We start from the raw sequence: 25499 nt of genomic DNA, 5'->3' as shown, positions 1-25499 counted from the left end.
GCTGGGAGGGGGTGTCTCCGGCAGACACTAAACCCCCAGCTGAAACCGCTCAAACCGCCCCAGCTCCGCATCGACCGACGCCTTCTCCTCGGCGCCGATCTCTTCGAGCCAGGTCCATTTCTGCACCAGCAGTTTTCCTGCAGCGCGATCGGTCTTCAAATCCACCGCAGCCACGACCCGATCCCCCAAAAACACCGGCAGGGCAAAGTAGCCGTAGACCCGCTTTGCTGCCGGTAAGTAGGCTTCGAACAGGTGGTCATAGCCGAAGAAAATTTTCAGCCGCTTGCGCTGGATAACAAGCGGATCGAAGGGCGAGAGCACATGCACGCGGCTCGACAGCGCCGTTGCCGCCTCCAGCACGGCCGGCTCGGCCCAATGCGGCACTTTTTCCGCGCCTTCAATGATGACCGGCACCAGTGCCCGGCGCTTCACCCGCGCCTCGATCAATTCGCGCACCGCTTTCTTTGCCGGCGCATTGAGGTGGCAGATGGAATCAAGGCTCACGATCCCCTGGCTCTTCAGCGCCCGATCCAAGAGATAGGCCGTGATTTGCCGTTCCGTCGCCGGTTTCGGACTGCTCTCCCAGCCAAAATGCCGCTCGATCAGGTCATAGGTCTTGAGCATGCCTTCGCGCGCCGAAATCGCCACGTGGCCCTGATAAAACATCAGCTGCAGCACGCGCTTGGACGGCTTCCGGCTCGCCCAGGGATGGTCCTTTTCGACCAGTTCATCATCGTCGATATCGCGGATGGAGAGCGGCCCGCCCTCGCGCAGCCGCTTCTTCATGGCGCTGATTTCTGCGCTGCTGACCGTACCGAACCAGGTACTGGGCTTGTCCCGATAGGCCTTCATCGCCGGCACGAAATATCGCAGGTCCGCCACCGGCACATAGCTCAGCGCATGGGTCCAATATTCGAGGATCGATTTGTCCACGCTCTGCAAATGCGCGAGGTCGGAACGGCGATAGTCGGGAATGCGGGAATAAAGGATATGATGGTGGCAGCGCTCGATCACATTGATCGTGTCGATCTGCACATAGCCCAGATGCGCTATGGCGGCGGCAGAGGCCTCGGGGCCGGCGCCAAACGGAGTTTCCTCATCGAGCCGCTGCGCCTTGAGCCAAATGCGCCGCGCTTTTTCGGCTGAGAGGGTGATGGGTTTTCTGGCCATTTTTGGTCCTTGTCCGGCGCCCGATCGAAGCAATGCCAGAAGGATAGCGGCAGTCAAACCCGATTATGGCAGGAGCATCGCGCCTCAGGTTTGCTTCAATCAGTTTGCCACAACAGGCTGGTTGTGCCGGAACCATCCACCCTCGATCAGCGCGCGCGGCCCATGCCGGGTCAGCTTTGCTTCAAGCGCATCGAGTTCGGCATCGGAAAAACCCTGTGGCTCGGTGACCGCCACCCAGCCATCAAAATAGTCCTGCGGCGCATAGACATGCCCAAAACCGATGGGCGCAGTCTGGGCCAGCGCCATGTCGAGCGCCAGCTGCAGAAAGGTAACGACCGGATACCAGTTGAGCAGCGGCGACACCGAAGGCGCCCGCTCTTCGCTGAGCCACGCCGGCTCGCGATAGAGCAGCGTCCAGTCGAAGAAGACGATGGGGTCAGAGGGATATTGCAGATAGACGATCCGCATCGGCCCCCATTCGCTGCCCTCGTCGAGATCGTCGCCTCTATTGGCAAAGCGCACTGTCGTTTCCTGGCCGATGCGCGGCCGCCAGAAGGGCGAGCCGGGATCGCGATTGGCCGTGGTAGTGCGCCAGGCGGCGCTGGCAAAGGGCGGCCCCACCCAAAGCGCCCCATCGAAGGGATCGCCCAAAATGTCGTAGAGCTGGGCCGAGGCCGCCGAACTATAGGCGCCAAGGCTGAGGCCATGGAGATAAAGCTTTGGGCGCCGGTCATGCGGCATGTCGGTCCAGCGATCATACACGGCATTGAACAGCGCCCGAGCCGTTTCCACCCCGATATCGGGTTCGGACACCAGCGACAGCCAACTCGTGAGATACGAATATTGCACGGCGACGCTGGCAACATCCCCGCCATGGAGAAATTCGAGCGTGTCCACCGCTGCCGGCTCGACCCAGCCGGTGCCCACCGGCATGATCAGCACCAGCACCTTGCGGTCGAAGGCGCCGACCCGGTCCATTTCCGCCAAAGCCAGTTCGGCGCGCTTTTCCGGCGTATCGGCCGAGCGCAGGCCCACATAGACGCGCAACGGCGTCTCCGCCGGTTTTTCGGTGAGCGCGGCAATCTCCTCGGCGGTCGGGCCGGTCTCGACATAAACGCGCGCATCAAGGCCAATGGTGTCCCATCTGACCAGCGATTGCGCGCTGCCCGATTTCAGCGGATCGGTCGGCATGGGTTCGGAAATGCCCACCAGCCGGTCGAAATTGCCGTAAAACCGGTCGGCGGCAAAAAACAGCCCCCGCGCAACGACGCCATCGCCCACGGTGGCGGTAGCAAGACCCACCAGGATCATGGCCCCGACCAGCGCGACGCGCGGCGGGATCAGTTTTCCAAGCCAAATGGCGACGATCCGCACGCCATGGACGATCAGGGTTCCGAGCCCCACCAGCAGGGCTGCCGGCAAGAGGGCAATCAGCGCCACCAGCAGCGGCTGGGTCGCTTCGAGCGGCGCCTCGCCCATGCCGGCGCGGATAGAATTCTGCCAGCCGGTCCAGAACCAGAGAAAGGCAATGGTGAGGACAAGGCACGCCCCGGCACAGAGCCGCCCGGTCCAGCGCGCCACCCTGCGGTTGGGCCAGCGCAGCTCCAGGAAATTCCACAGCCATTCGAGAAAGACCCCGATGCCATAGCCGGCCGCAAAGGCACAGCCGGACAAAATCCCCTGCACCAGCACATTGCGCGGAATAAGCGAGGGCGTCAGCGACAGGGCGGCGAAGAGAAGACCAAAAAGCCAGCCGCCGGCCGAGAGCGTGTCGAGACGCCGTCCGGCGAATCGTACGAGGCGGCGCCAATAAGGTTCGGTCCCGGACGGGGAAGAGGTGACATTGGACGACAAGACGGGCGTCCCGGGCTGGTTCTATCCCATCACTATAGGAAAGCCGGCGCAGGAAACAACCGAACCCCAACGCATTCGCGCCAAAGCGCGGCTCGATGCTACCAGTCTGTCAACAAATTAGGAGGAAATGGTGGAGCCAAGCGGGATCGAACCGCTGACCTCTTGCATGCCATGCAAGCGCTCTCCCAGCTGAGCTATGGCCCCATTCCGTGGGTCTCGGAGGCGCTTGGCCGTCCGAAGCGAGGCGGAACCTAGAGGATGATTCCGGACAACGCAAGTGCCTAAATGACACTTTTTTTCATCCGCCGGGGAAAACCCTCCCCGGCGGAAAAACTCAAATAAAATCAGCGGTCTTCGTCGTCGCCGACGTCAAAGCCGAGGCCATCGTCAGCGTCGTCGTCTTCCTCTTCGAGGAACACGTCTTCTTCATCGTCGCCCAGTTCTTCGTCGACTTCGACATCGTCGACATCTGGGATTTCCTCATCGCCACCGCTCTCTTCGGCGTCGGCATCCTCGAGGCTGACGATTTCGGGAGCGTTGGTGTCCTCGACCTCTTCTTCTTCCTCGACCTCATCCTCATCGTCGACCTTGCGCGACGAAACGGTCGACGCCTTGCCGACTGCCAGGGTGTCGAAATAGGAGCGGGGATAGGACTTGCCGGTATAGGGCGAGACGATCGGATCCATGTTCAGATCGTAGAACTTCTTGCCGGTATCGGGATCGGTACGCTTGGTACCGCGTTCGTTGGCCATTTCACATGCCTCGTCGAAAAGGGAAAATGCCTGTGGCCGACCGCCGCGGCCAAGCCTGATATTCGGCCAGTCCGGTTAGGTGCAAAGCCGGGTTGTGTCAAATCCTAAATGCTGAACAAGCGAGGGTGGCTCCGCCCCGCAAACCCATGCTAAGGCGTCCCGGGATATGCCAAGTGCCAGGGTGAAGGTCATGATCATAGCCGTCGATGGACCGGCCGCTTCGGGCAAGGGCACATTGGCCCAGGGTCTTGCGCGACACTACCAGCTGCCGCATCTCGATACGGGCCTGCTCTATCGCGCCGTCGGCGTGGCCGTCGAAGCCTTTGAAGACACGAGCGAATTTGAAGCCAAAGCAATCGAAGCCGCCCAAAAGCTCGATGCCGCACACCTCACCGATCTCGAGACCCTGACCAGCGCCAAGGCCGGCACGCTGGCTTCAAAAGTCGCCGTCATCGCCGAAGTCCGCAAGGCGCTTTTCGACTTCCAGCGCAATTTTGCCCTGCAACCGGGCGGTGCCGTGCTCGATGGCCGCGATATCGGCACGAAAATCTGCCCCGATGCCGATGTAAAACTTTTCATCCAGGCCGACAGCAAGGCGCGCATGGAGCGCCGGGCCCGCCAGTTCGAGGCGCGCGGCGAGGTGGTTGACCGCTATGCTCTCTATCACCAGATAGAAGAACGGGATGCGCGCGACATGCTCAATCCCAATGGCGGTTTCTACAAGTCCGACGACGCACACTTGCTCGATACGACACAACTGAGTATAGAGGCCGCACTCCGCGCTGCCATCGCGATTGTCGATCAGGCCATGGCGCTCAAGGCAGGGGAACATTTGCTCTCCTAATTTCCTCCTTGAGGCTTTTGGTCCCGACCATCATCCAAAGCCTTGGTCCGGAAACCGACTAAACAAATCGTCCTGTTCGAGAAGCGGTGCTCCGTGCGCCGGCTTTGGCATTTGTGCTGAAGCGGACCCGAATTCTCAATGGGATCAGCAACCCTCAACACGCCGGCGCAACGGAGAAAAAGTTTGGCACAGCAAACTGTGACTAAAGAAGATTTCGAATCGATGCTGCTCGACTCCTTTGTCGACAACGATGCCGCTGAAGGCACCGTTGTTCGTGGCAAAGTCGTTGCCATCGAAAAGGACCTGGCCATCATCGACGTCGGTCTCAAGACCGAAGGCCGCGTCCCGCTGAAGGAATTCGGCGCTGCCGGCCGTGATGGCACCATCACCATCGGTTCGGACGTCGAGGTCTATGTCGACCGCGTCGAAAACGCCATGGGCGAAGCCGTCCTGTCGCGTGAGAAGGCCCGTCGCGAAGAGAGCTGGGTCAAGCTCGAAGAAAAGTACAACGCCAATGAGCGCGTTGAAGGCACGATCTTCAACCAGGTCAAGGGTGGTTTCACCGTTGACCTCGAAGGCGCCGTGGCCTTCCTGCCGCGTTCGCAGGTCGACATCCGTCCGATCCGCGATATCGCTCCGCTCATGAACGTGCCGCAGCCGTTCCAGATCCTCAAGATGGACAAGCGTCGCGGCAATATCGTCGTGTCGCGTCGCGCCATTCTCGAAGAATCGCGCGCCGAACAGCGTTCGGAAATCGTCCAGCAGCTCGAAGAGGGCCAGGTTGTCGACGGCGTGGTCAAGAACATCACCGATTACGGTGCGTTCGTTGACCTCGGCGGCATCGACGGCCTGCTGCACGTCACCGATATCGCATGGCGTCGCGTCAACCACCCGTCGGAAGTGCTCACGATCGGCGAGACCATCAAGGTCCAGATCGTTCGCATCAACCACGAATCCCACCGTATCTCGCTCGGCATGAAGCAGCTCCAGGCTGATCCCTGGGAAGGCATCGAAGCCAAGTACCCGATCGGTGCGAAGTTCTCTGGCCGCGTGACCAACATCACCGACTACGGCGCATTCGTCGAACTGGAACCGGGCATCGAAGGCCTGATCCACGTTTCGGAAATGAGCTGGACCAAGAAGAACGTCCACCCGGGCAAGATCGTCTCGACCTCGCAGGAAGTCGACGTCGTCGTGCTCGAAGTCGATCCGGACAAGCGCCGCATTTCGCTCGGTCTCAAGCAGACCCTGCAGAATCCGTGGGAAGCTTTCGCCGAGAAGAACCCGGTTGGCGCCACCATCGAAGGCGAAGTCAAGAACAAGACCGAATTCGGTCTGTTCATCGGCCTCGAAGGCGATGTGGACGGCATGGTTCACCTCTCCGACCTCGACTGGCAGAAGTCCGGTGAAGTCGCTCTCGACGACTACAACCGTGGCGACATCGTCAAGGCCAAGGTTCTCGACGTCGACGTCGAGAAGGAACGTATCTCGCTCGGTATCAAGCAGCTCGCTGCTGATGACCTCGCCGAATCGAGTGCAGCTGCTGGCGGCGAAGCCGGTGGCCTGCGCAAGAACGCCGTGGTCACCACTGAAGTCATCGAAGTCAACGATGGGGGCATTGAAGTCCGTATCGCCGACAGCGAAGTGACGGCCTTCATCCGCCGCGCCGACCTCAGCCGCGACCGCAACGACCAGCGTCCGGAACGTTTCTCCAAGGGCGAAAAGGTCGACGCACGCGTCACCCAGTACGACCGTAAGACCGGCCGCATCCAGCTCTCGATCAAGGCACTCGAAATCGCCGAAGAACGTGAAGCCGTTGCGAACTTCGGTTCGTCGGATTCGGGCGCTTCGCTCGGCGACATCCTCGGCGCCGCCCTCAAGGGCCGCGACGAAAAGTAAGCGTCACGCTTATTTGCAATCTTTCGGCCCGCGCTTTATCAGCGCGGGTCGTTTTGTTTAGGGAGCACATCGATGCTTTTCAGGGATGTTTCCTGGCGCGCCATGAGCGGCTACGATCTCAACGCCGTCTCGACCATTGCCGAAAAAGTCCATCCCGGCTTTTTTGAATCCGACGCGGTCCTGGCCGAAAAGCACAGCCTCTACCGCAATGGCTGCTACATCCTGGAAGTCGCGGAAAAGCCGGCCGGCTATGTCTTGAGCCACCCCTGGATGCGCGGGTCCCTGCCGGCGCTTAACGCGCTTATCGGTGCGCTGCCCGATCAGCCGGACACTTTTTACATTCACGACCTTGCCTTGCTGCCCGTGGCACGCGGCGTCGGCGCTGCCGGCCAGATCGTTGCCGCCCTCACGAAACATGCACAAGCCATGGGCTTTCCAACCATGAGCCTCGTCGCCGTCAACGGCTCGGTGCCCTTCTGGGAGAGGCAGGGTTTTGTGACGGAAGACCGCCCGGAACTGACGGAAAAGCTCGCAGCCTATGAGGATGCGGCGCGCTATATGGTGAAAGTGCTCTAGATTTTGGCGGGGGCTCATCCGCGCCTCCCGTGATGGGGCATACATTGAACCCCCACACTCACCGCGTGTGTTTTTGAAGCACGCAAAAGTTCGGGCTGAGCCCTCTCCTGATGGGGCCACCGCTGGTCAAAATAATCGACCTATCTGGCCGTTTCGTCTCATCCGTGTATGGTCGCACCAAATTCTGCAGGACCTTGCCGTGACCCACTTCCCCTCCTCCGAAGCCCATGAAGCGCTGGCCGCAGACACTTTCAGGCGCTCGCGCGGGCGCTGGCGCATTTTTGCGCTGGTCGCTGCCGCCGCTGTTGTCCTCGCGCTCTTCGGCCGCTTTGCCATGCCCAGCGTGACCGGAGATGGCGCCATCGCCCGGATCACCATCGACGGCACCATTTCGACCAATGCCGCAAGGCAAAAAATGTTCGAGCAGCTGATCGAGGACGATAAGGTGAAAGCCGTGATCGTCGCCATCAATTCCCCTGGCGGCACCACGGCAGGCGGCGAAGAGCTCTACGAATCCCTGCGCCGGCTCAGTGCCGAAAAGCCGGTGGTTTCGGTGATCAACGAACTTGGCGCCTCCGCCGCCTATATGACCGCCATCGGCACCGATCACATTTTTGCCCGTCGCCTCTCGATCGTGGGCTCAATCGGCGTGCTCTACCAGCACGTCAATGCCGGCAAACTGCTCGATACGATCGGCATCGATCTCGACAAAGTGGCCTCCGGGCCGCTCAAAGCCGAGCCCGATTTCAACGAGCCGCTCGAGGGCGCGCCCCGCGCTTCGCTCGCCGCCCTTGTCGAAGACAGTTTCGTCTGGTTCGTCGATATCGTGGCGGAACGCCGCAATCTCCCGCGCCCCACGGCCCTTGCGCTCGCCGACGGCCGTATCGTCACCGGTCGCGTCGCGCTCGAGAATGGCCTTATCGATGCCCTTGGCGGGGAAACCGAAGCCATTGCCTGGCTCGAAAGCGAGAAGGGCATTGCCGAAGATCTGCCCGTCATTTCCGCCTGGCCGCTGCCCGACGAGGGCTTTGGCTGGGTCGGTCAATTGCTCGGCGGATCGGCGCGTGCGGCATTGGGACTTCCTGCGGAAGGTCCTGTGATGCTTGACGGTTTGGTTTCGCTTTGGCAGGTTGGAACGAACCCCTGAGGCAAGGGGAGCAGCGTCTTGGAGACCGGAGCCTTCCATGATCAAGTCTGAACTTGTCGAGAAGCTCGCCGCAGAGAATCCACATCTGTTCCAGCGCGACATCGAGAACATCGTCAATGCCATTCTCGACCAGATCGGGGATGCCATGGCGCGCGGTGACCGCGTCGAATTGCGCGGCTTCGGCGCCTTTTCCGTAAAGAACCGTCCGGCTCGCGTCGGGCGCAATCCTCGAACCGGCGAACAGGTCGATGTCAAGGAAAAATATGTGCCGCAGTTCAAGGCCGGCAAGGAAATCCGCGAGCGCCTCAATCGCGAGTAAGATCGTGATCGGCGCCTCACGGGCCCTCGAATAGTTCGGAAGACTTATGGTCAGCAAGATCGTTGGTTGGCTGGTTCTGGTGCCGCTTTGCGCGGCATTGGTGGCTTTTGCCCTCGCCAACCGGCAATTGGTTGCCATCAATCTCAATCCCTTCGGCGCGCCCGCTTCTGCCGATGCGGCCGGCTATGGCATTCCGCTCTTTGTCATCCTCTATATCGTGCTGCTGATCGGGGTCCTGCTCGGCGGCACCGCCACCTGGTTTGCGCAAGGGCAGCACCGCAAGCGCGAGCGCCAGTGGCGTCGCGAAGCGCAGGCGCTGAATTCCGAGCTTGAAGCCCAGCGCCGGCGCCAGGGGCAGGGCGGCAGCAACGCCCTTTCCGAAGTCGACGAAATCCTGGACCTGCGGTGAACACCTCATTGTCCCTTTATCCTAGCTCCGACAGCTGAGTTCCGACCACGCGATGGCCGACCCCCTGATCATCAAAATCTGCGGTATCAAGACTTTCGACATGCTTGATGTCGCCATTGCGGCCGGCGCCGACATGATCGGCTTCATGCATTTTGCGCGCTCGCCCCGCCACGTCCCCATCGAATTGCTGGGCGAATTGATCTCGGCCGCGCGCGGGCAGGTGGAAAGCTGCGTGGTGCTGGTCAACCCCGACAATAGCTCGGTCGCCGAAGTCGCCGCGCTTGGTCCTGACTGGATCCAGCTCCATGGCCCCGAAACCCCGCACCGCGTCGAAGCCATTCGCGCCGAAGCCGGCGTCGAGATCATGAAGGCCCTGCCCATCGGCACGGCCGATGACGTGGCGCAGGTTGCCGGTTTTGTCGAGGTTGCCGACCGCATCCTGCTCGACGCCAAGCCGCCCAAAGGCGCCGACCGGCCGGGCGGATTGGGCGAAAGTTTTGACTGGTCGCTCCTCAAGGCGCTTGACCCGTCCGTGCCCTTCATGCTTTCCGGTGGCCTGACGCCGGACAATGTTGCTCAGGCCCTGAGAACTGTCTCGCCATTTGGCATAGACGTGTCTTCGGGCGTCGAGCGGGCACCCGGCGAAAAGGACAAGAGGCTGATCGAAGCGTTCATCCGCAACGCCCGCGCGGCCGTATAGGGATCGCTTGCCGGGTCATCTCGGCGGCGCCGAGAGGAACTCTAATGGACGGCATCAATTCCCTGCGCAATGGCCCGGACGAGCACGGCCGTTTCGGGATCTATGGCGGTCGTTTCGTCGCCGAGACGCTGATGCCGCTGATCCTCGATCTCGAAAAGGAATATCGGGCCGCCAAGGTCGACCCCGCCTACCAGGCCGAAATCAAGAACCTTGCCACCCACTATACCGGCCGCCCGAGCCCGCTCTACTATGCCGAGCGCCTCAGCAAGCATCTTGGCGGCGCAAAGGTCTGGTTCAAGCGCGAAGAGCTGAACCATACCGGCTCGCACAAGATCAACAATTGCCTCGGCCAGATCCTTCTCGCCAAGCGCATGGGAAAAACCCGCATCATCGCCGAGACCGGCGCCGGCCAGCATGGCGTGGCGACGGCAACGGTCTGCGCCAAGTTCGACCTGCCCTGCACCATTTTTATGGGCGCCACCGACGTCGAGCGCCAGATGCCCAACGTCCTGCGCATGAAAATGCTCGGCGCTGAAGTCCGTCCGGTCACCGCCGGCGCCGGCACGCTGAAAGACGCCATGAACGAGGCGCTCCGCGACTGGGTCACCAATGTCGAAAACACTTATTACCTGATCGGCACTGCTGCGGGCCCCCATCCCTACCCAGAGATGGTCAGGGATTTTCAGTCGGTTATCGGTACCGAGCTGAAAGAACAGTTCCGCGAGCTTGAAGGCAAGCTGCCCGATGCCGTGGTCGCCTGCGTCGGGGGCGGCTCCAATGCCATCGGCACTTTTCATGCCTTTCTCGATGATCCGGAAGTCGCGATCTATGGCGCCGAAGCCGCCGGCCATGGCATCGACATCGAAAACGGCCACGCTGCCTCGATGACCGGCGGCCGCCCCGGCGTGCTGCACGGCAACCGCACCTATCTCCTGCAGGACAAGGACGGCCAGATCCTCGAAGGCCACTCCATCTCGGCCGGCCTCGACTATCCCGGCGTCGGCCCGGAGCACTCCTATCTCCACGACAGCAAGCGCGTCACCTATGTGCCGATCACGGACAATGAAGCGCTCGAAGCCTTCCAGCTTTGCACCAAGATGGAAGGCATCATCCCGGCGCTCGAATCCGCGCACGGCCTTGCCCAGGTGATCAAACTGGCGCCGACCCTCGGCACAGACAAATCCGTCGTACTGTGCCTCTCGGGCCGTGGCGACAAGGACGTGGAAAGCGTCGGAAAATATCTGGGGCTGCTGAAATAATGACCACCCGTATCGACCGCGCCTTCGCCGCCGCCAAGGCTGCCAATCGCCCCGCCTTCGTCACCTACCTCATGGGCGGCGATCCTGACCTCGCCACCAGCCAGGCCATTCTCAACGCCCTGCCGCAGGCCGGCGCCGATGTGATCGAACTGGGCCTGCCCTTTTCCGATCCCATGGCCGATGGCGTCGTCATCCAGATGGCGGGCCAGCGTGCGCTGAAGGCCGGACAGACCCTGCTCGGCGTTCTGGGCATGGTCGAAGAATTCCGCCGCAAGGACGAAAATACGCCGATCGTGCTGATGGGCTACTACAACCCCATCTATAGCTTTGGCGTCGAAAAATTCCTCGCGACCGCCAAGGAAGCGGGCGTCGATGGGCTCATCATCGTCGACCTGCCGGCCGAAGAAGACAATGAACTCTGCATCCCCGCCCTCAAGGCCGGGATCAACTTCATCCGCCTGACGACGCCGACCACCGACGACAAGCGCCTGCCGGTCGTGCTCGAAAACACCTCCGGCTTTGTCTACTACGTCTCGATGACCGGCATTACCGGCGCCGCGATCAAGTCGCGCGCCGCCGTTGGGGAAGCCGTCAGCCGGATCAAGGCCCATACCAACCTGCCCGTCGCTGTCGGTTTTGGCATCAAGACCGCCGAAGACGCCGCCGAAATCGGCAAACATGCCGATGGCATCGTCGTCGGCACCGTGCTGGTCGACGCCGTCGCCAAGACGCTCGTTGATGGCAAGGCCACCGACAAGACGGTCTCGGCAGTCCGCGAACTCGTTGCCGACATCGCCGCCGGCGTGAAGCGGGCAAGGACGTGAAATCTCTCCTCTCCCACAGTGTCATTCCCGCGAAAGCGGGAATCTCTGTTTGGGACTTGAGATCCCCGCTTTCGCGGGGATGACACCGCGCTATGAAGGTGGATAGAGCCCAGCCAACCTTTGCCGCGGCCCTTCCCACCTGATAAGAATTGCCACAATTGACGTTTAGGTGACTTGCCAGAGCGTTTCAGAAAAACGCTCTTGAGATCATCGCGAAAGGCCGCGCCATGAACTGGATCGACAATTTCGTCCGCCCCAAAATCCGCTCGTTCCTCAACAACAAGCGTGACACGCCGGAAAACCTTTGGGTGAAAGACCCCGAATCCGGCGAGATGGTGTTCTATCGCGATCTCGAAGCCAATCAGTGGGTCGTGCCGAATTCCGGCTACCACATGAAGATCAAGCCGACCGACCGGCTCAACACCTTCTTCGACGACAGCGCCTATGATCTCGTGCCCGTCGCCTCGGTCCCGGTCGATCCCTTAAAATTCCGCGACCAGAAGCGCTATACCGACCGCCTCAAGGAAAACCGCGCCAAGACCGGTTTCGAAGACAGCGTCATCGTCGCCACCGGCAAGCTCTACAAGCGCGACATCACCGTTGCGGTGCAGGATTTTGACTTCATGGGCGGCTCGCTCGGCATGGCGGCCGGCCAGGGCATTATCACCGGCCTTGAAACCGCCGTGGAGCGCAAGACGCCCTTCGTGCTCTTCGTGTCCTCGGGCGGCGCCCGCATGCAGGAAGGCGTGCTTTCGCTGATGCAGATGCCGCGCACGACGGTTGCCGTGCTGCGCCTGCGCGAAGCAGGTCTCCCCTTCTTCGTCGTCATCACCAATCCGACCACCGGCGGCGTCACCGCATCCTATGCCATGCTGGGCGACGTCCATATCGCCGAGCCCGGTGCCCTGATCGGCTTTGCCGGCCAGCGCGTCATCGAGCAGACGATCCGCGAAAAGCTCCCCAAGGGGTTCCAGCGCTCGGAATATCTCTATGAGCACGGCATGGTCGACATGGTCGTCCACCGCCACAACCTGCGCTCCACCATCGGCTCGCTCGCCAGCATTCTCACGCGCGCCCCGGCCAATGACGAGCTTTCGGGCTCGACCAGCAAGGCCATTGCCGCACAGTCGAGCCTGCGTGACGCAGCCGTGGCCGCGGAAGGCGACGACGATCTCGCACCCGCCGCCGCACATGCTGAATAAGGCCTTTACCGGCACTTAACGGCGTTCGCCTAACCTCGCGCAAACTAGTTCGCCCAGCCGACGGGAATCGGCCGGGCGTGCGCCTTTGCGAGGACACAGATGCGCCGCTTCTCCCTGCCGATCGCCCGTAAATTGCCCCTGGCGCTGCTTGGATCCGCCCTCCTGGTCAGCGTGGGTGTCGGCCTTGCAAGCTACCTCATCGGCTCGCAGGCGCTGCGCGCCTCGGCGGAAAACACCCTCGCCACCCTCGCCTCCGAACGCGCCCGTCAGGTTTCGTCCTATATTCACGGCGTCGAAGAAGATCTCGTTGCCACCTCGCGCTCTGCCGATACCCAGCAGGCCTTGCGCGACTTTGCCGGCGCCTGGCTGCAGTTCAAGGTCGATCCGACCGCCGAAGTCCGAAAACTCTATGTCGACGACAATCCCAACAAGGATAATCTGTCGGCTCTCGACACGCTGGGCACCACCGGCGCCTATGACGTCACCCATACGCGCTTCCATCCGGCCTTCCGCAACAAGGCAATGGCTCGAAGCTATCGCGACTTCTACCTGATGGATTTGAAGGGCTTTGTCGTCTACTCGCTGAGCAAGGGCGAGGAATTCGGCACCAGTCTCGCCGAAGGCAGCCCGCTGGCTTCCACCGGCCTCGGCCGTGTCTTTGCCCAGGCCGTGGCCATCGAAAACGACAATGACATGGCCTTCGCTGATTTCGAGGCCTATGCGCCCGCTGCCGGTCTTCCCGCGAGCTTCTTTGCCAAGCCCGTCTTCAACGCCCAGGGCCGTAAGATCGGCGTCGTCGCCTACCAGTTGCCCTCCACCGTCCTCGACGGCGTTGTGGGCGATCGTACCGGCCTTGGCGAAAGCGGCGAAGTGATCGTCGTCGGCTCCAATGGCCTGCTGCGTTCCGATTCCATCTTTACCGCCGACAACGATGCGCTGGTGACCGGCTTTGCCGGCCCGGTGCTGAGTGCCGCCATCGCGGGCACCCACACGATCGGGGAAACCACCGACTATCGCGCGACACCCATGCTGGTTGCCGGCGCGCCGATTGCCACCAAGGGCGAGCCTTGGGCCGCCGTCGCCGTCATGGCGCAGGACGAGGTTTTGGCTCCCGTCGCCCAGATGCGCAACATGATGTTCGCCATCGGCGCGGGCCTGCTCGCCATTGTCGCCGTGCTCAGCCTTCTCTTCTCGCGCTCCATCACCAAGCCCATCACCCGCCTCACGGGCACGATGGAAACCGTCGCAGCCGGCGATTTCGACGCCGAGGTAACCGGCACCACCCGCAGCGACGAACTCGGCGCCATGGCCCGCGCCGTGGAAGTATTCCGCGAAAACGGCCGCAAGATCAGTCAGCTGACCGAAGCCGAAGCCGCCCAGGCCCTCCGCAACCAGGCCGAACGCGCCGAAATGATGGTGACGCTGCAGCGCGCTTTTGGCGACGTGGTGGAAGCGGCCGTCTCCGGGGATTTCACCCATCGCGTCGAAGCTAAATTCCCCGACGCAGAGCTCAATACCCTCGCCCGCTCGGTCAATCGCCTCGTCGAAACCGTCGACCGTGGCCTCTCGGAAACCGGCTCCGTACTCTCGGCCCTTGCCGACACCGACCTCACCCATCGCGTCAACGGCGACTATCAGGGCGCCTTTGCGCGCCTCAAGGACGATACCAATGCCGTGGCCGAACGCCTCGGCGACATCGTCGGCCAGCTCCGCGCCACCTCCGGCACGCTGAAGCGCGCCACCGGCGAAATTCTTTCGGGTGCGAACGATCTCTCCGAGCGCACGACGCGTCAGGCCGCGACCATCGAAGAAACCTCGGCAACGATGGAGCAACTGGCATCCACGGTGCTCGACAATGCCGGCAAGGCGGAAGCGGCCAGCAAGAAGGCCCGCAACGTCTCCCAAGCCGCCGAAGAAGGTGGCGAGGTGATGAACCAGGCGACCAAAGCCATGGACCGGATCACTGCATCCTCCGCAAAAATTTCCAACATCATCGGGCTGATCGATGACATCGCCTTCCAAACCAATCTCCTCGCCCTCAACGCCTCAGTTGAAGCGGCCCGGGCAGGTGAAGCCGGCAAGGGTTTTGCTGTGGTCGCCGTGGAAGTGCGTCGCCTCGCCCAATCCGCCGCCAGCGCCTCGGCTGACGTAAAACTGCTCATCGAACAGTCGGCCAGCGAAGTGAAGGGCGGCACCCAGCTCGTTGGCGCCGCAGCCGGAAAGCTCGCCGGCATGCTCGATGCCATCCGCGAAAACACGGCCGATCTCGAAGCCATCGCCCGCGGTAGCCGCACTCAGGCCTCCGCCATCGAGGAAGTCACCGTGGCCGTCCGCCAGATGGACGAGATGACCCAGCACAATGCGGCTCTCGTCGAAGAAACCAATGCTGCCATCGAGCAGACCGAAGGCCAGGCCGTTCGCCTCGACGAGATCGTGGAGCAATTCACCGTCTCGGCCTCCCCTGCGCGCGCGGCTGAACCGGCCCGCGGCATCAAGGGGATGCAGGACAAGCTCAAATCGGTCGCCAGCACCTATCTCCGCCGCAGCAGCGGCAACGCCGCGCCCAAGCTGGAAGACTGGTCGGAGTTCTGACACCAGCTCGTCACCCTCGGGCTTGACCCTAGGGCTCTACACTATGGCGTCATCGGTAAGTGAAATGTCCTCGGGTCAAGCCCGAGGATGACGGTCAGTGGTTTCGCGCCACTGGACAAGCACCCCCTGCCCGGTTCTATCCCGGCATGGATACCCCCGAACGATTCCCCGATGTGATGCTGCTGGCCGCAGGCCTCGGCACCCGCATGCGCCCGCTGACCGAGACGCTGCCAAAGCCACTCATTCCAGTGGCCGGCATACCCCTTATCGAACGCGTCATCGGCAATGCTCGGGAAGAAGGGGCCAAGCGCTTCGTCGCCAACGCCCACTATCGCGCCGACCAGGTGCTGGCTCATTTCGGCGGTCTCCTCAAAGTCAGCCGCGAGGACGAACTTCTGGGCACCGGGGGCGGTGTGAAGCGGGCGCTGCCCATGCTCCATTCCGATCCATTCTTCGTCATGAACACCGACGCCTTCTGGCCCGAGGGCAGCGACCAGCCGCTCAAGCGCATGATCGCACGCCATGCCGGCCCCGAAGACATTGTCATGCTCTGCGTCCAGCCGCGCCGCGCCACTGGTTTTTCGCGTAGCCACGATTTCTGCCTCGCCCCCGATGGTCTCGTCACCCGCGACTATGGCGCGCCGGTCATTTATGGCGGCGTGCTGCTGCTCGGCCGCGAAATCTTTGCCGATACCCCGGATGGCGAATTCTCGCTCTACCCGTTGCTTGAAGCCGCTCTGGAGCGCGAAACGCTGAAGGGCGTGGTGCTCGACGCGCCCTGGTACCATGTCGGCGATCCCAATGGCCTTGCCGAAGCCGAACGCCTTCTGGGCGTTTCATGACCATTTTCTCGATCGCTCCGCATTCCCCCTTCCTCCCAACTCTGGCGGAAGCGGTCATGGACGGCCGTCTCCTCGGTGACTGGCAACGAGAAAATCCGTTCTGGCTCAGCGATGTCACCATCATCCTCCCGACCCAGCGCGCCCGCGAGGCCCTGGCGGAAGCATTTGCCAAGCATCCTGGTTTCACCGGCCTCCTACCCGATATCCGCACCTTTGGCGGCGACGAGGGCGATGAAGAACCCTTCCTGCCGCCCTTCGACGCCCCACCGAGCCTACCGGCCGCAACAACGCTGGAACGCCGCCTGATCCTTTCGCGGCTCGTTGCCGCCTGGGCCCACAGCCCAGCCGGTGGCCAGGCCTTTTCGACGCCCCCCACCGCCGCCGAAATCTTCTCCATGGCCGACTCGCTCGCCCATGTCTTTGACGACCTTGCCATTGCCGAACGCGGCCCCGGCGAATTGCGCGCCCTCGGCGACCAGCTCGGCCCGGAACTCGGCGCCTATTGGCAACAGACCCTGACCTTCCTCGATATTGCGCTGACCGCCTGGCCCCACATGCTGGAGGATAGAAAGCGCGCCGACCCCTCGCAGCTCCGTGGCGCCCGGCTCGACCGCCAGGCCGAAGGCGCGCCGCTCATCTATGGCGACCGCCCCGTCATCGCCGCAGGTTCCACCGGCTCCATCCCTGCCACCGCACGCCTCCTCAAGGCTCTCGAACGCCTGCCGCGCGGCGCCCTGGTCCTGCCCGGGCTCGACACGACCATGTCGTCCGACACTCATGCGGCCCTGCTCGACCCCGAACAAAGCCCCCATGGCCATCCGCAATATCACCTCGCAAAACTGCTTCGCACGCTAGGCGCCAGCCCAGTAGAGGTGATCGAACTTGCGCCCGTCGAGCATCCTCGCACAGCGCTCCTCCACCGCGCTTTGGCCCTAACCTCGGAAACCGCCCTCTGGGCCGAGCAACGCCCCGACGCCGAAACACGCGACGCCGCCCTTGCCGGTGTTTCGGTCATCGCCGCCCGTCACGAAGACGAAGAAGCCCGCGCCATTTCCATCGCCGCACGCGAGGCACTCGCCAACAAACAGACTGTCGGCATCATCACGCCTGACCGAAATCTGGCCCGTCGCATCGCGGCAGAACTCGCGCGTTTCGGCGTAGTCGTCGACGACGCCGCCGGCGCCCCGCTGTTCCAGTCGACCATCGGCCGCCTCACCCGCCAGATTCTGACCCTCGCCGTCAATCAGTGCGCGGCCGTCGACCTCGTCTCGCTCCTCCGCAATCGCGCCAGCCTCTTCGGCCGCAGCCGCGGCGAGATTTCCAATCTTGCCGATGATATTGAACTGGCCCTGCTGCGCGGACAAAGACCAGCCCCAGGCCTCGATGGCCTGCGTGCTGCCCTCGCCGAACACATTGTCCAACCTCCCAAAGGCGCCGCACGCCGTCTCAGCGAGTCTCACGCCCCCGCCATCCTCGCCCTGCTCGACGATATTTCGGCCGCTCTAAGGCCGCTCACCCGCCTCCTCGCCACGCCGCTGATTCGCGCCGCCGATCTCGCGGGCGCCATTGTCAGCGCCGTCGACCATGTCGCCGTCGGCGCCCCGGTGCGCGGCCGCGATGAATTGCAGGCTTGGGCCGATGAAATGGCCAAGCTGACCGGCGAAGGCCATGCCTTTGCCCCTGCCGGGCTCGACGCCGTGCTTTCGGCCCTGATGCAGGGTTTTCAGGTCCGCAACCGGCTCGATAGCCGCAAAGATATCGCCATCTGGGGTCAGATCGAAGCGCGCCTGATGTCCCCAGATCTGATGATCCTCGGCGCCCTCAACGAAGACATTTGGCCCGAGCCGGCCGATCCCGGCCCCTGGCTCAGCCGCGGCATGCGCCTCGCCACGGGCCTCGAGCCGCCCGAACGGTTACAGGGCCTCGCCGCTCATGACTTTGCTCAGGCCATGGGCAACGCCCACGTCATCATCGCCTATGCCGACCGGGTCGGCACCAGCCCTTCCTTGCCCTCGCGCCTGGTGCAGCGACTCGATGCCTTTGCCGGCGAAGACGCGGCCAAAGCCATGCGCCAGCGCGGCCGTGGCTGGATCGAAGCCGCCCGCGCCATCGACGCCGTCGAGACGACAACTCCGGCTGCCCGCCCGGCGCCCAATCCGCCCGCCAGCATCCGCCCACGAAAACTGTCGGTCACCGAGGTCGAGACGCTGATGCGCTCGCCCTATGATCTCTATGCCAAGCACGTCCTGAAACTGCGCCAGCTCGATCCCTTGGGCGATGTGCCCGACGCCCGCGAGCGCGGCACCATCATCCACGATGCCTTCGCCCGCTTCGTCGAAGAGGGACACGACCCGACCGCGCCAGATGCCTTCGCAATGCTCATGGCCATCGCCGCCGACGCCTTTTCGGGCCTCGAAGCCATCGGCGAACGCCGCGACATCTGGCTTAAGCGCTTTGGCACCGCCGCCGAACAGTTCCTGGCCTTTGAGCGCGAACGCCACCCCCGCGTGCGGCAGCGCCATGCCGAAATCAAAGGCAAGATGCCGCTTCACCTCGCCGAAGCCTTTGAAATAACGGGCCAAGCTGACCGTGTCGACGAGATGACCGATGGCACCGTCGAAATTCTGGATTTCAAGACGGGTTCGCCGCCCACTCCTGCGATGATGAAAGCCTTTGAGGCGCCCCAGTTGCTGATGGAAGCGGTCATGACCAAGGCCGGCGCCATGACCGGCCTCCCAGCCGTCAAAACCAGCGCCCTCACCTATGTAAAGATTGGCCTCGGCCCAGAAGCCTTCGCGCCCTCGGCCTTCAGGGCGTCAGAAGGCATGCCGCTGATGGAAGCGGCAGACGAGATCAATCGGCGCCTGCAAAGCCATATCGACCATTTCCTTTTCCGCGATACGCCTATGCCGGCGCGCCTGCTGCCGCTCGCCGGCCAGCGCTTTGCCGGCCCCTATGACCATCTGGCGCGCGTCGCCGAATGGACAAGCGTCGATGGCGGGGAGGACGAGGCATGAGTGCGGAACGCGGAGAACTCTCCGTCCCGTTCGACACCAGAAGCGCGCAAAGCCGCGCTACTGATCCCAGCCATTCGATCTGGGTGGAGGCCAATGCCGGTTCGGGCAAAACCTTCGTGCTCACCCGCCGCGTGCTGCGGCTGCTGCTGGCCGGCGTCAAACCGGAATCCATCCTCTGTCTCACCTATACCAAGGCGGCAGCGGCCGAGATGCGCAAGCGCGTCTCGCAGCAGCTGGCCGAATGGGCCGTTATCGCAGAAGGCGAACTGCGCAAGAAACTGACGGACCTTCTCGGCACGCAGCCCGATGCCAAAACGCTCCACGCTGCCCGCACTCTGTTTGCCCGCGCCCTCGAAACCCCCGGCGGGTTGCGCATCCTCACCATCCACGCCTTTTGCGAAGCCGTGCTGCATCGCTTCCCCATCGAAGCCGGCGTGCCCTTCGATTTCTCGGTCATCGAGGAAGACCAGCAGATCCAGCTCATCCTCGCCGCCCGCGAAAGCGTGCTGGCCGAGGGTCTTCGCGGGGGCGCCAATGGCGCCGCCGTCGAAACGCTCTTTCAGCTCCTCAGCGATCATCATATCGGCGAGGCGATCGGGGCTGCGCTGTCAAAGGGCGCACGACTGAAGCCGCTTCTGGCCGACCCTGAAGGCGCCAAGGTGCGCTTGAAACGCCTTGCGGGCGCCGGCAGCGAGAGTGCGACGGACCTCCTCGAAAGCGCAGCGCGCGATACGCTCCTCACCCCAGAAGTCCTGCGCCACCTGGTGTCGGCGCTCGGAGGCAACCCCCACGGCCACCGCAAATGCGTCGACGCCCTCGCCCGGCTCGATCCAGAGCGCCCTGACCGCGAAACGCTGCATGCCGCCTTCTTCACCACCGAGGGCAAACCCCGCACCAGCCTCCTCACCAAGGCCGAGCGACACGCCCACCCGCATGTGTTCGAGACCCTGATCCGGGAGCAGGATCGCCTCATCGCTCTCGACGAGAAAATCCGCGCGGCCCGGCTCGTCGAGCGCAGCAATGCCGTGCTCGACATTCTGGTCGCCATCGCGCGTCGCTATGAAAACGACAAGCGCCGCCGGGCCCTGCTCGATTTCGACGATCTCGTCGACCGCCTCGGCGATCTTCTCGACAATCTCGAGATCGGTCCCTGGGTGCAGTACAAGCTCGATGCCGGCATCGAGCACATTCTGGTGGATGAAAGCCAGGACACCAATGACCAGCAATGGCGCGTGGTGCGAGCCCTCGCCGCTGAATTCTTTGTCGGCGAAGGAGCGACGCGACGCCCGCGCTCGGTCTTTGCCGTGGGCGACCAGAAGCAGTCGATCTATTCCTTCCAGGGCGCCCAGCCGGCCCTCTTCGGCACGACAGGCTACGACTTTGCCCGCCGCGCCGAAGCCGCTGACATGGCCTTTGCCCGCCTGCCGCTCCACACCAGCTTTCGTACGCTCTCGGGCATTCTCGAGGCCGTAGACAAAGTCTGCGCCCGCTCCGACATCCAGTTGGCCCTCCTCGCTACCGATCGGGTTCTGCACACTGCTGCCCGCAGCCAGCCCGGCGGCACCGTCACGCTCTGGCCGCCCGTACAGGCGCAAAAGTCGGAGGCCGGCGATGGCCAATGGCCGCTTGAGCCCTTGGAAGCCGAGCAGAGCGCCGCGCGACAGGTCGCCATGCGTATTGCCCGCGAAATAAGAAGCTGGATCGACAATGGGCGTCCGCTGACCCAGCGCGGTCGTGCCGTTACCGCCGATGACGTCCTCATCCTCGTCCAATCGCGCAGTGCCCTGTTCCAGGAAATCATTCGCGCCCTGCGCCTCTACCACGTGCCGACCCCCGGCGCAGACCGGCTGGCCGTCACCGGCCATATCGCCGTGCTCGATCTCCTGGCGCTGATCGACGTGCTGCTCAATCCAGCCGATGATCTGCAGCTCGCTGCGCTCCTCCGCTCGCCACTCTTCGATTTTTCCGAGGACGATCTTTTCAACCTCGCCAGCACTCGGTCCGACCGCCAGACCCTCTGGTCCGCGCTCCTCGCCTCGGCCCTGCCCGCGGCCCGCGCTGCTGCCGAACGCCTCGCCGCCTGGCGCGCCAATCTCGACTTTGAACGCCCCTTCGAATTCCTGACCAAAGTTCTCTATGCCGATCAGGGCCTCAAACGCTTCCACGCCCGCCTCGGCACGGAAGTCGATGAAGTCATTTCCGAATTTCTGGAATTGGCACTCAACCACGAGCAGAACGCGCAACCCTCGCTCCAGGGCTTTGCCGCCGACATGCGCCAGCGCAATGTCTCGATCAAGCGCGAATTGGCCGAAGGCGGCGGCGGCGTCCGCGTCATGACGGTGCACGGCGCCAAGGGTCTTGAGGCGCCTATCGTCATCATGGCCGATGCAGCGAGCAAACCCGCGGCAAAACAGATCGGCAGCCCGATCTATATCGTCTCGGAAACTCCCGGCCCGCTCCTCATCCACGCGTCCAACAAGGCCCAGCACGTCCCGGCGACGCTGGAGATCAAGGAAAAGACCGACGCGAATCTCGCGCAGGAATATTGGCGAAAACTCTATGTCGCCATGACCCGCGCCGAAGACGAGCTCTATGTCACAGGCGCCCTGACCCAGAACGGCAAGCTCGACGGCACCTGGTATGAGGCAGTGGAATCGGCCCTGTCCGACAATGCCGAAGTTTTGGAACTGGCCGACGGCACTTCTGCCCTCGTCTATCCCATTGTCCGCCCGCAGCCAGCCGCGATAACAGGCTCCACAACCGCAAGCGCAAAACCCGCACGCTGGGTCGAGCCCGAACCTTTGCCGGCCTTCGTTCCGCCGGCCACCACCTCCCCGTCCCGTGCGCATGAAGCCAGCGGCAATGAGCCCGCCCTCGCCACCGCCGCCGAACGCGTGCGAGACGCCGAAACCGCGCGAAAATCCGGCATCGCCCTCCATGCCCTCCTGCAGCATCTGGGCCGAATCGACCGCGGCCTCTGGCCCAATGTGATTCCCCGCGCCCTCGAAGTGCTGCTGCCCGACATGCCCAAGGAGCAGGCGCGCCTCGCCCCAAAGGCCCTATCCATTCTCGATAGCCTGGAATTCGCCTACCTCTTTGGGCCCGACAGCCGCGCGGAAGTGCCGTTTCTCGTAGATGCCATCCGTGACGGGGAACCAATCCGCCTTTCGGGGCGTATGGACAGGCTCGTAGTTGACGACCACAGCGTGTTGGTGATCGACTACAAGTCCGACGCAACGGCGCCGAAAACGGCTGTCGACGTGCCTCCGAGGTACGTTACGCAACTCTCGCTATATGCGCTGGTTGCAAGCCAGCTTTTCCCCGGCCGGACCGTTCGCGCGGCAATTCTATGGACCGAGTTGGAATCATTGATGAATTTGCCGTCCGAGCTTCTCGAACAAGCGCGTGGGAATTTCACCCTGAAGTGAACGATCTTGTCCAAAGGCTGGACTCTCACCAGCTTTGGGAGCAAACAACCCACCGCTTTCAACCCAAAAGGCACAATAAATGACGAAGCACGTTTCCGACGCCACGTTTGGCGAGGAAGTCCTCAACTCCCAAGAGCCCGTTCTGGTGGACTTCTGGGCCGAGTGGTGCGGGCCCTGCCGGGCGATCGCCCCCGTCCTCGATGAGCTTTCCCAGGAACTCTCGGGCAAGGTGAAGATCGTCAAGCTCAATGTCGACGAAAACCCGTCGACCACTGTGAAGTATGGCGTCCGCTCCATCCCGACCATGATTCTCTTCAAGAACGGCGAAGCCGCCGACATGAAGATCGGTGCCGGCACGCCCAAGGCAGGCCTCACCAAGTGGCTCGAAGGCCACGCCGCCTAAGAGCGCGGACTAACTAAAATCCAAGCACCGCCGGACCCATCCGGCGGTGCTTTTTTGTTTGGCGGCTCAAAAGCATAAAACGCCATTTCTTTCCCCAGCCGGCAATCGCGCCTAACTTCATCGCTCAATGCCGATGAAAGGTGACCCATGGCCCTCCATGTCAGCGACAGCAATTTTGCCGCCGAAGTTCTTGAGGCCGACCGTCCGGTGCTCGTCGATTTCTGGGCCGAGTGGTGCCCACCCTGCAAAGCCATGGCACCTACTATCGACGCGCTCGCCGAAGAGCTGGCTGCAGATTTCAAGATCGTCAAACTGGACGTCGACGCCAATCCCGGCATTACCGTCGCCTACAATGTCCGCGCCATGCCGACGCTGATCATCTTCAAGGACGGTGCGCCGGTGGACATCAAGGTCGGGGCCGGGCAGAGCCGCGTGCAGCTCATAAAATGGCTGGAATCGCACGCCGCCTAAGGCTTCTGCGCGCTCCATAGATTCGCCTCACAAAGCCGTGAGGTTGGGCATGGTGGAGCCCTGCGGGCTCTGCTAGCACTATCGCACCGCAAGACTGCCCGTCTGGAGAGAATGCCTTGGCCCCTATCGACTTGTCCGCAGCGCCCTTCAATCTGAATGAGGAGGCCATTGCCTGGGTGCATGCCACGCGCGATGGCCTGGCCCCGCGCGACAAGCTGGCCCAGCTTTTTGTGCTTCTCGTCCGCGGTGATGCCGACCAGGCGCTGGAAACGGTAAAAGCCTTCCGGCCGGGCGGGGTGACCCGCATCTATTCCGATGACCTCGCCAGTGAAATCAGCTTCGCCCGCCAGCTCGATGCCGCCGGCCCCGCGCCCATGCTGGTCAGCGCCGATCTCGAAGGCAGCCGCATGAGCCTGCCTTTTGGCACCTCTGTGCCGAACCCGCTCGGCCTCGCCGCCGTCGACGATGTGGAAGCCACTACGGCCATTTCCACCATCATGGCCGAGGAAGCGCGCGCCGTTGGGCTCAACTGGAGTTTTACCCCAGTCATCGACATCAATGCCGCCTGGCGCAGCGCCATTGTCGGCACCCGCTCCTATGGCAGCGATATCGACAGGATCGAACGCCACGCCCTGGCCCAGATCGCCGCCTTCCAGGCCAATGGCGTCGCCGCCACGGTAAAACATTGGCCGGGCGAGGGTTATGACGACCGCGACCAGCACCTTGTCACCACGGTCAATCCGCTGACCATTGCCGAATGGGAAGAACAATTCGGCCGACTCTATCGCGCCGCCATTGAAGCCGGCGTCCTCAGCGTCATGTCCGCCCACATCGCCTTTCCGGCTTTTGTGCGGGAGCTTGATCCTGAAGCGACCTCGGAAGCCTTCCGCCCGGCTTCGCTCAGCCGCCTCCTCAACGAAACCCTGCTGCGCGAGCGCCTGGGTTTCCAGGGTCTCATCGTGTCCGACGCCACCCCCATGGCCGGCCTCGGCGATTGGGGTCCGCGCGACGAAACCCTGCCCGAACTGGTCATCGCCGGCTGCGACGTCATTTTGTTCTCCGACGATCCCAATGGCGACCTGATGCGCCTCGTAAAGGCCGTTGCCGATGGCCGCCTGACGCAGGAGCGCGTCGACGAGGCCGTAACCCGCATTCTGGCCCTCAAGGCCGCGCTGGGCCTCCATCAGGAGCGCCCCGAGCCCAATCTCGATACGGCCAGCCGCGTGGTCGCGACGCCCGAAAAGCTCGCCAAGGCGAAAGAGGTGACGGCGCGCATGCCGACGCTGGTGAAAGACACGGCCAACCTGCTGCCGCTGTCCCCCGCAAAATACAAGCGCGTGCTGATCTACTCGACCGGCGCCGTGCAGCCCTTTGCCCCTGCGCCGATCCCGCTCTCGCTACCCGATCGCCTGACCGAAGAGGGCTTTGAGGTTACCATCCACACGCCCGAGCTCGCCGCCCGCGCTAGCGATTACGACCTCGTCCTGTATCTGCTGGCGGAAGAAACCCTCCTCACCCGCAGCCGCATTTTCCTTGATTGGAAGGGCCTCACCGGCTCGGTCTTCGGCGCCATGCACCGCCACTGGCACGAAGTGCCGACCCTCATGGTCTCGCTGGGCTTTCCCTACTACCTCTACGACGCCCCGCGCGTGTCGACCTATATCAACGCCTATGGCTCAAGCGACGCCATCCAGGAAGCCGTCCTCGACGCGCTTCTCGGCCGGGTGCCATTCACCGGCACCAGCCCCGTCGATCCGTTCTGCGGTAGTGAGCAGGCGAAGTACTAAAATC

Annotated in this window: 20 protein-coding genes and 1 tRNA gene; 17 read left to right on the top strand and 4 right to left on the bottom strand. The window is 62.9% G+C overall.

The features are described from left to right. Positions 1-27: 27 nt before the first annotated feature. From NVV77_RS12260 to NVV77_RS12245, 4 genes are all read right to left on the bottom strand, one after another. Positions 28-1170, bottom strand: coding sequence for a crosslink repair DNA glycosylase YcaQ family protein (locus NVV77_RS12260; protein ID WP_295413541.1), 1143 nt, complete (start codon positions 1168-1170; stop codon positions 28-30). A 99-nt stretch (positions 1171-1269) separates the two neighbouring features. Beyond that, positions 1270-3024 (bottom strand): alpha/beta-hydrolase family protein, encoded by a 1755-nt coding sequence (locus NVV77_RS12255; protein WP_295413538.1) that lies wholly within the window; start codon positions 3022-3024, stop codon positions 1270-1272. A 128-nt stretch (positions 3025-3152) separates the two neighbouring features. Next, a tRNA-Ala gene (locus tag NVV77_RS12250) sits at positions 3153-3228 on the bottom strand. 140 nt (positions 3229-3368) lie between these two features. Continuing rightward, on the bottom strand, positions 3369-3776 hold the full coding sequence (locus NVV77_RS12245; RefSeq protein ID WP_295413536.1) for a TIGR02300 family protein: 408 nt from the start codon (positions 3774-3776) through the stop codon (positions 3369-3371). A 190-nt stretch (positions 3777-3966) separates the two neighbouring features. Between NVV77_RS12245 and NVV77_RS12240 the strand changes: the two genes are divergently transcribed. The 17 genes from NVV77_RS12240 to NVV77_RS12160 all read left to right on the top strand — a co-directional run bounded on the left by NVV77_RS12240 (position 3967) and on the right by NVV77_RS12160 (position 25495). After that, positions 3967-4620 carry a d(CMP) kinase gene (locus NVV77_RS12240; protein WP_295413534.1) on the top strand — a complete coding sequence of 218 codons (654 nt, stop codon included), beginning with the start codon at positions 3967-3969 and terminating at the stop codon, positions 4618-4620. Positions 4621-4803: 183 nt separating this feature from the next. Further along, the gene (rpsA, locus tag NVV77_RS12235; RefSeq protein WP_295413531.1) at positions 4804-6519 is read left to right on the top strand and encodes a 30S ribosomal protein S1; all 1716 of its coding nucleotides are present in this window, start codon (positions 4804-4806) and stop codon (positions 6517-6519) included. 72 nt (positions 6520-6591) lie between these two features. Then, positions 6592-7095, top strand: a complete 504-nt coding sequence (locus tag NVV77_RS12230; protein ID WP_295413528.1) for a GNAT family N-acetyltransferase — start codon at positions 6592-6594, stop codon at positions 7093-7095. Between the two features lie 199 nt (positions 7096-7294). After that, positions 7295-8242 (top strand): signal peptide peptidase SppA, encoded by a 948-nt coding sequence (gene sppA, locus NVV77_RS12225; RefSeq protein ID WP_295413526.1) that lies wholly within the window; start codon positions 7295-7297, stop codon positions 8240-8242. 37 nt (positions 8243-8279) lie between these two features. After that, positions 8280-8561 (top strand): integration host factor subunit beta, encoded by a 282-nt coding sequence (locus NVV77_RS12220; protein ID WP_295413523.1) that lies wholly within the window; start codon positions 8280-8282, stop codon positions 8559-8561. Between the two features lie 46 nt (positions 8562-8607). Beyond that, complete coding sequence (locus NVV77_RS12215; RefSeq protein ID WP_295413521.1) at positions 8608-8970, top strand: LapA family protein; 363 nt, start codon at positions 8608-8610, stop codon at positions 8968-8970. A 52-nt stretch (positions 8971-9022) separates the two neighbouring features. Further along, positions 9023-9670, top strand: coding sequence for a phosphoribosylanthranilate isomerase (locus NVV77_RS12210; RefSeq protein WP_295413520.1), 648 nt, complete (start codon positions 9023-9025; stop codon positions 9668-9670). 44 nt (positions 9671-9714) lie between these two features. Continuing rightward, positions 9715-10929, top strand: a complete 1215-nt coding sequence (gene trpB, locus NVV77_RS12205; RefSeq protein ID WP_295413518.1) for a tryptophan synthase subunit beta — start codon at positions 9715-9717, stop codon at positions 10927-10929. Continuing rightward, positions 10929-11753 carry a tryptophan synthase subunit alpha gene (gene trpA, locus NVV77_RS12200; protein WP_295413515.1) on the top strand — a complete coding sequence of 275 codons (825 nt, stop codon included), beginning with the start codon at positions 10929-10931 and terminating at the stop codon, positions 11751-11753. The genes trpB and trpA overlap by 1 nt, the downstream gene beginning before the upstream one ends. Positions 11754-11980: 227 nt before the next feature. After that, complete coding sequence (gene accD, locus NVV77_RS12195; RefSeq protein ID WP_295413514.1) at positions 11981-12955, top strand: acetyl-CoA carboxylase, carboxyltransferase subunit beta; 975 nt, start codon at positions 11981-11983, stop codon at positions 12953-12955. 99 nt (positions 12956-13054) lie between these two features. Further along, the gene (locus tag NVV77_RS12190; RefSeq protein ID WP_295413512.1) at positions 13055-15547 is read left to right on the top strand and encodes a methyl-accepting chemotaxis protein; all 2493 of its coding nucleotides are present in this window, start codon (positions 13055-13057) and stop codon (positions 15545-15547) included. Positions 15548-15693: 146 nt separating this feature from the next. Continuing rightward, entirely contained in the window at positions 15694-16389 is a 696-nt protein-coding gene (locus NVV77_RS12185; protein ID WP_295413510.1) for a nucleotidyltransferase family protein, read from the top strand. Beyond that, positions 16386-19406, top strand: coding sequence for a double-strand break repair protein AddB (addB, locus tag NVV77_RS12180; RefSeq protein ID WP_295413509.1), 3021 nt, complete (start codon positions 16386-16388; stop codon positions 19404-19406). The genes NVV77_RS12185 and addB overlap by 4 nt, the downstream gene beginning before the upstream one ends. Then, positions 19403-22834, top strand: a complete 3432-nt coding sequence (gene addA, locus NVV77_RS12175) for a double-strand break repair helicase AddA (protein ID WP_295413508.1) — start codon at positions 19403-19405, stop codon at positions 22832-22834. The genes addB and addA overlap by 4 nt, the downstream gene beginning before the upstream one ends. A 79-nt stretch (positions 22835-22913) precedes the next feature. Next, positions 22914-23237: a thioredoxin gene (gene trxA, locus NVV77_RS12170; RefSeq protein WP_035084460.1), complete on the top strand. Its 324-nt coding sequence runs from the start codon at positions 22914-22916 to the stop codon at positions 23235-23237. Between the two features lie 147 nt (positions 23238-23384). Beyond that, positions 23385-23708 carry a thioredoxin gene (trxA, locus tag NVV77_RS12165; RefSeq protein ID WP_295413506.1) on the top strand — a complete coding sequence of 108 codons (324 nt, stop codon included), beginning with the start codon at positions 23385-23387 and terminating at the stop codon, positions 23706-23708. Positions 23709-23824: 116 nt separating this feature from the next. Then, on the top strand, positions 23825-25495 hold the full coding sequence (locus NVV77_RS12160; RefSeq protein ID WP_295413503.1) for a glycoside hydrolase family 3 N-terminal domain-containing protein: 1671 nt from the start codon (positions 23825-23827) through the stop codon (positions 25493-25495). Positions 25496-25499 lie beyond the last annotated feature (4 nt).

Origin of the sequence: Devosia sp., from assembly GCF_024707125.1 — a bacterium.
Taxonomy (GTDB): domain Bacteria; phylum Pseudomonadota; class Alphaproteobacteria; order Rhizobiales; family Devosiaceae; genus Devosia.
This window is presented reverse-complemented; position numbering and strand designations above follow the sequence as displayed.

Coding starts and splice junctions, on each gene's coding strand:
- NVV77_RS12260 (WP_295413541.1), bottom strand. CDS start 1,170: ATGGCCAGAAAACCCATCACCCTCTCAGCCGAAAAAGCGCGGCGCATT.
- NVV77_RS12245 (WP_295413536.1), bottom strand. CDS start 3,776: ATGGCCAACGAACGCGGTACCAAGCGTACCGATCCCGATACCGGCAAG.
- NVV77_RS12240 (WP_295413534.1), top strand. CDS start 3,967: ATGATCATAGCCGTCGATGGACCGGCCGCTTCGGGCAAGGGCACATTG.
- NVV77_RS12230 (WP_295413528.1), top strand. CDS start 6,592: ATGCTTTTCAGGGATGTTTCCTGGCGCGCCATGAGCGGCTACGATCTC.
- NVV77_RS12220 (WP_295413523.1), top strand. CDS start 8,280: ATGATCAAGTCTGAACTTGTCGAGAAGCTCGCCGCAGAGAATCCACAT.
- NVV77_RS12215 (WP_295413521.1), top strand. CDS start 8,608: ATGGTCAGCAAGATCGTTGGTTGGCTGGTTCTGGTGCCGCTTTGCGCG.
- NVV77_RS12210 (WP_295413520.1), top strand. CDS start 9,023: ATGGCCGACCCCCTGATCATCAAAATCTGCGGTATCAAGACTTTCGAC.
- trpB (WP_295413518.1), top strand. CDS start 9,715: ATGGACGGCATCAATTCCCTGCGCAATGGCCCGGACGAGCACGGCCGT.
- trpA (WP_295413515.1), top strand. CDS start 10,929: ATGACCACCCGTATCGACCGCGCCTTCGCCGCCGCCAAGGCTGCCAAT.
- accD (WP_295413514.1), top strand. CDS start 11,981: ATGAACTGGATCGACAATTTCGTCCGCCCCAAAATCCGCTCGTTCCTC.
- NVV77_RS12190 (WP_295413512.1), top strand. CDS start 13,055: ATGCGCCGCTTCTCCCTGCCGATCGCCCGTAAATTGCCCCTGGCGCTG.
- NVV77_RS12185 (WP_295413510.1), top strand. CDS start 15,694: ATGGATACCCCCGAACGATTCCCCGATGTGATGCTGCTGGCCGCAGGC.
- addB (WP_295413509.1), top strand. CDS start 16,386: ATGACCATTTTCTCGATCGCTCCGCATTCCCCCTTCCTCCCAACTCTG.
- addA (WP_295413508.1), top strand. CDS start 19,403: ATGAGTGCGGAACGCGGAGAACTCTCCGTCCCGTTCGACACCAGAAGC.
- trxA (WP_035084460.1), top strand. CDS start 22,914: ATGACGAAGCACGTTTCCGACGCCACGTTTGGCGAGGAAGTCCTCAAC.
- trxA (WP_295413506.1), top strand. CDS start 23,385: ATGGCCCTCCATGTCAGCGACAGCAATTTTGCCGCCGAAGTTCTTGAG.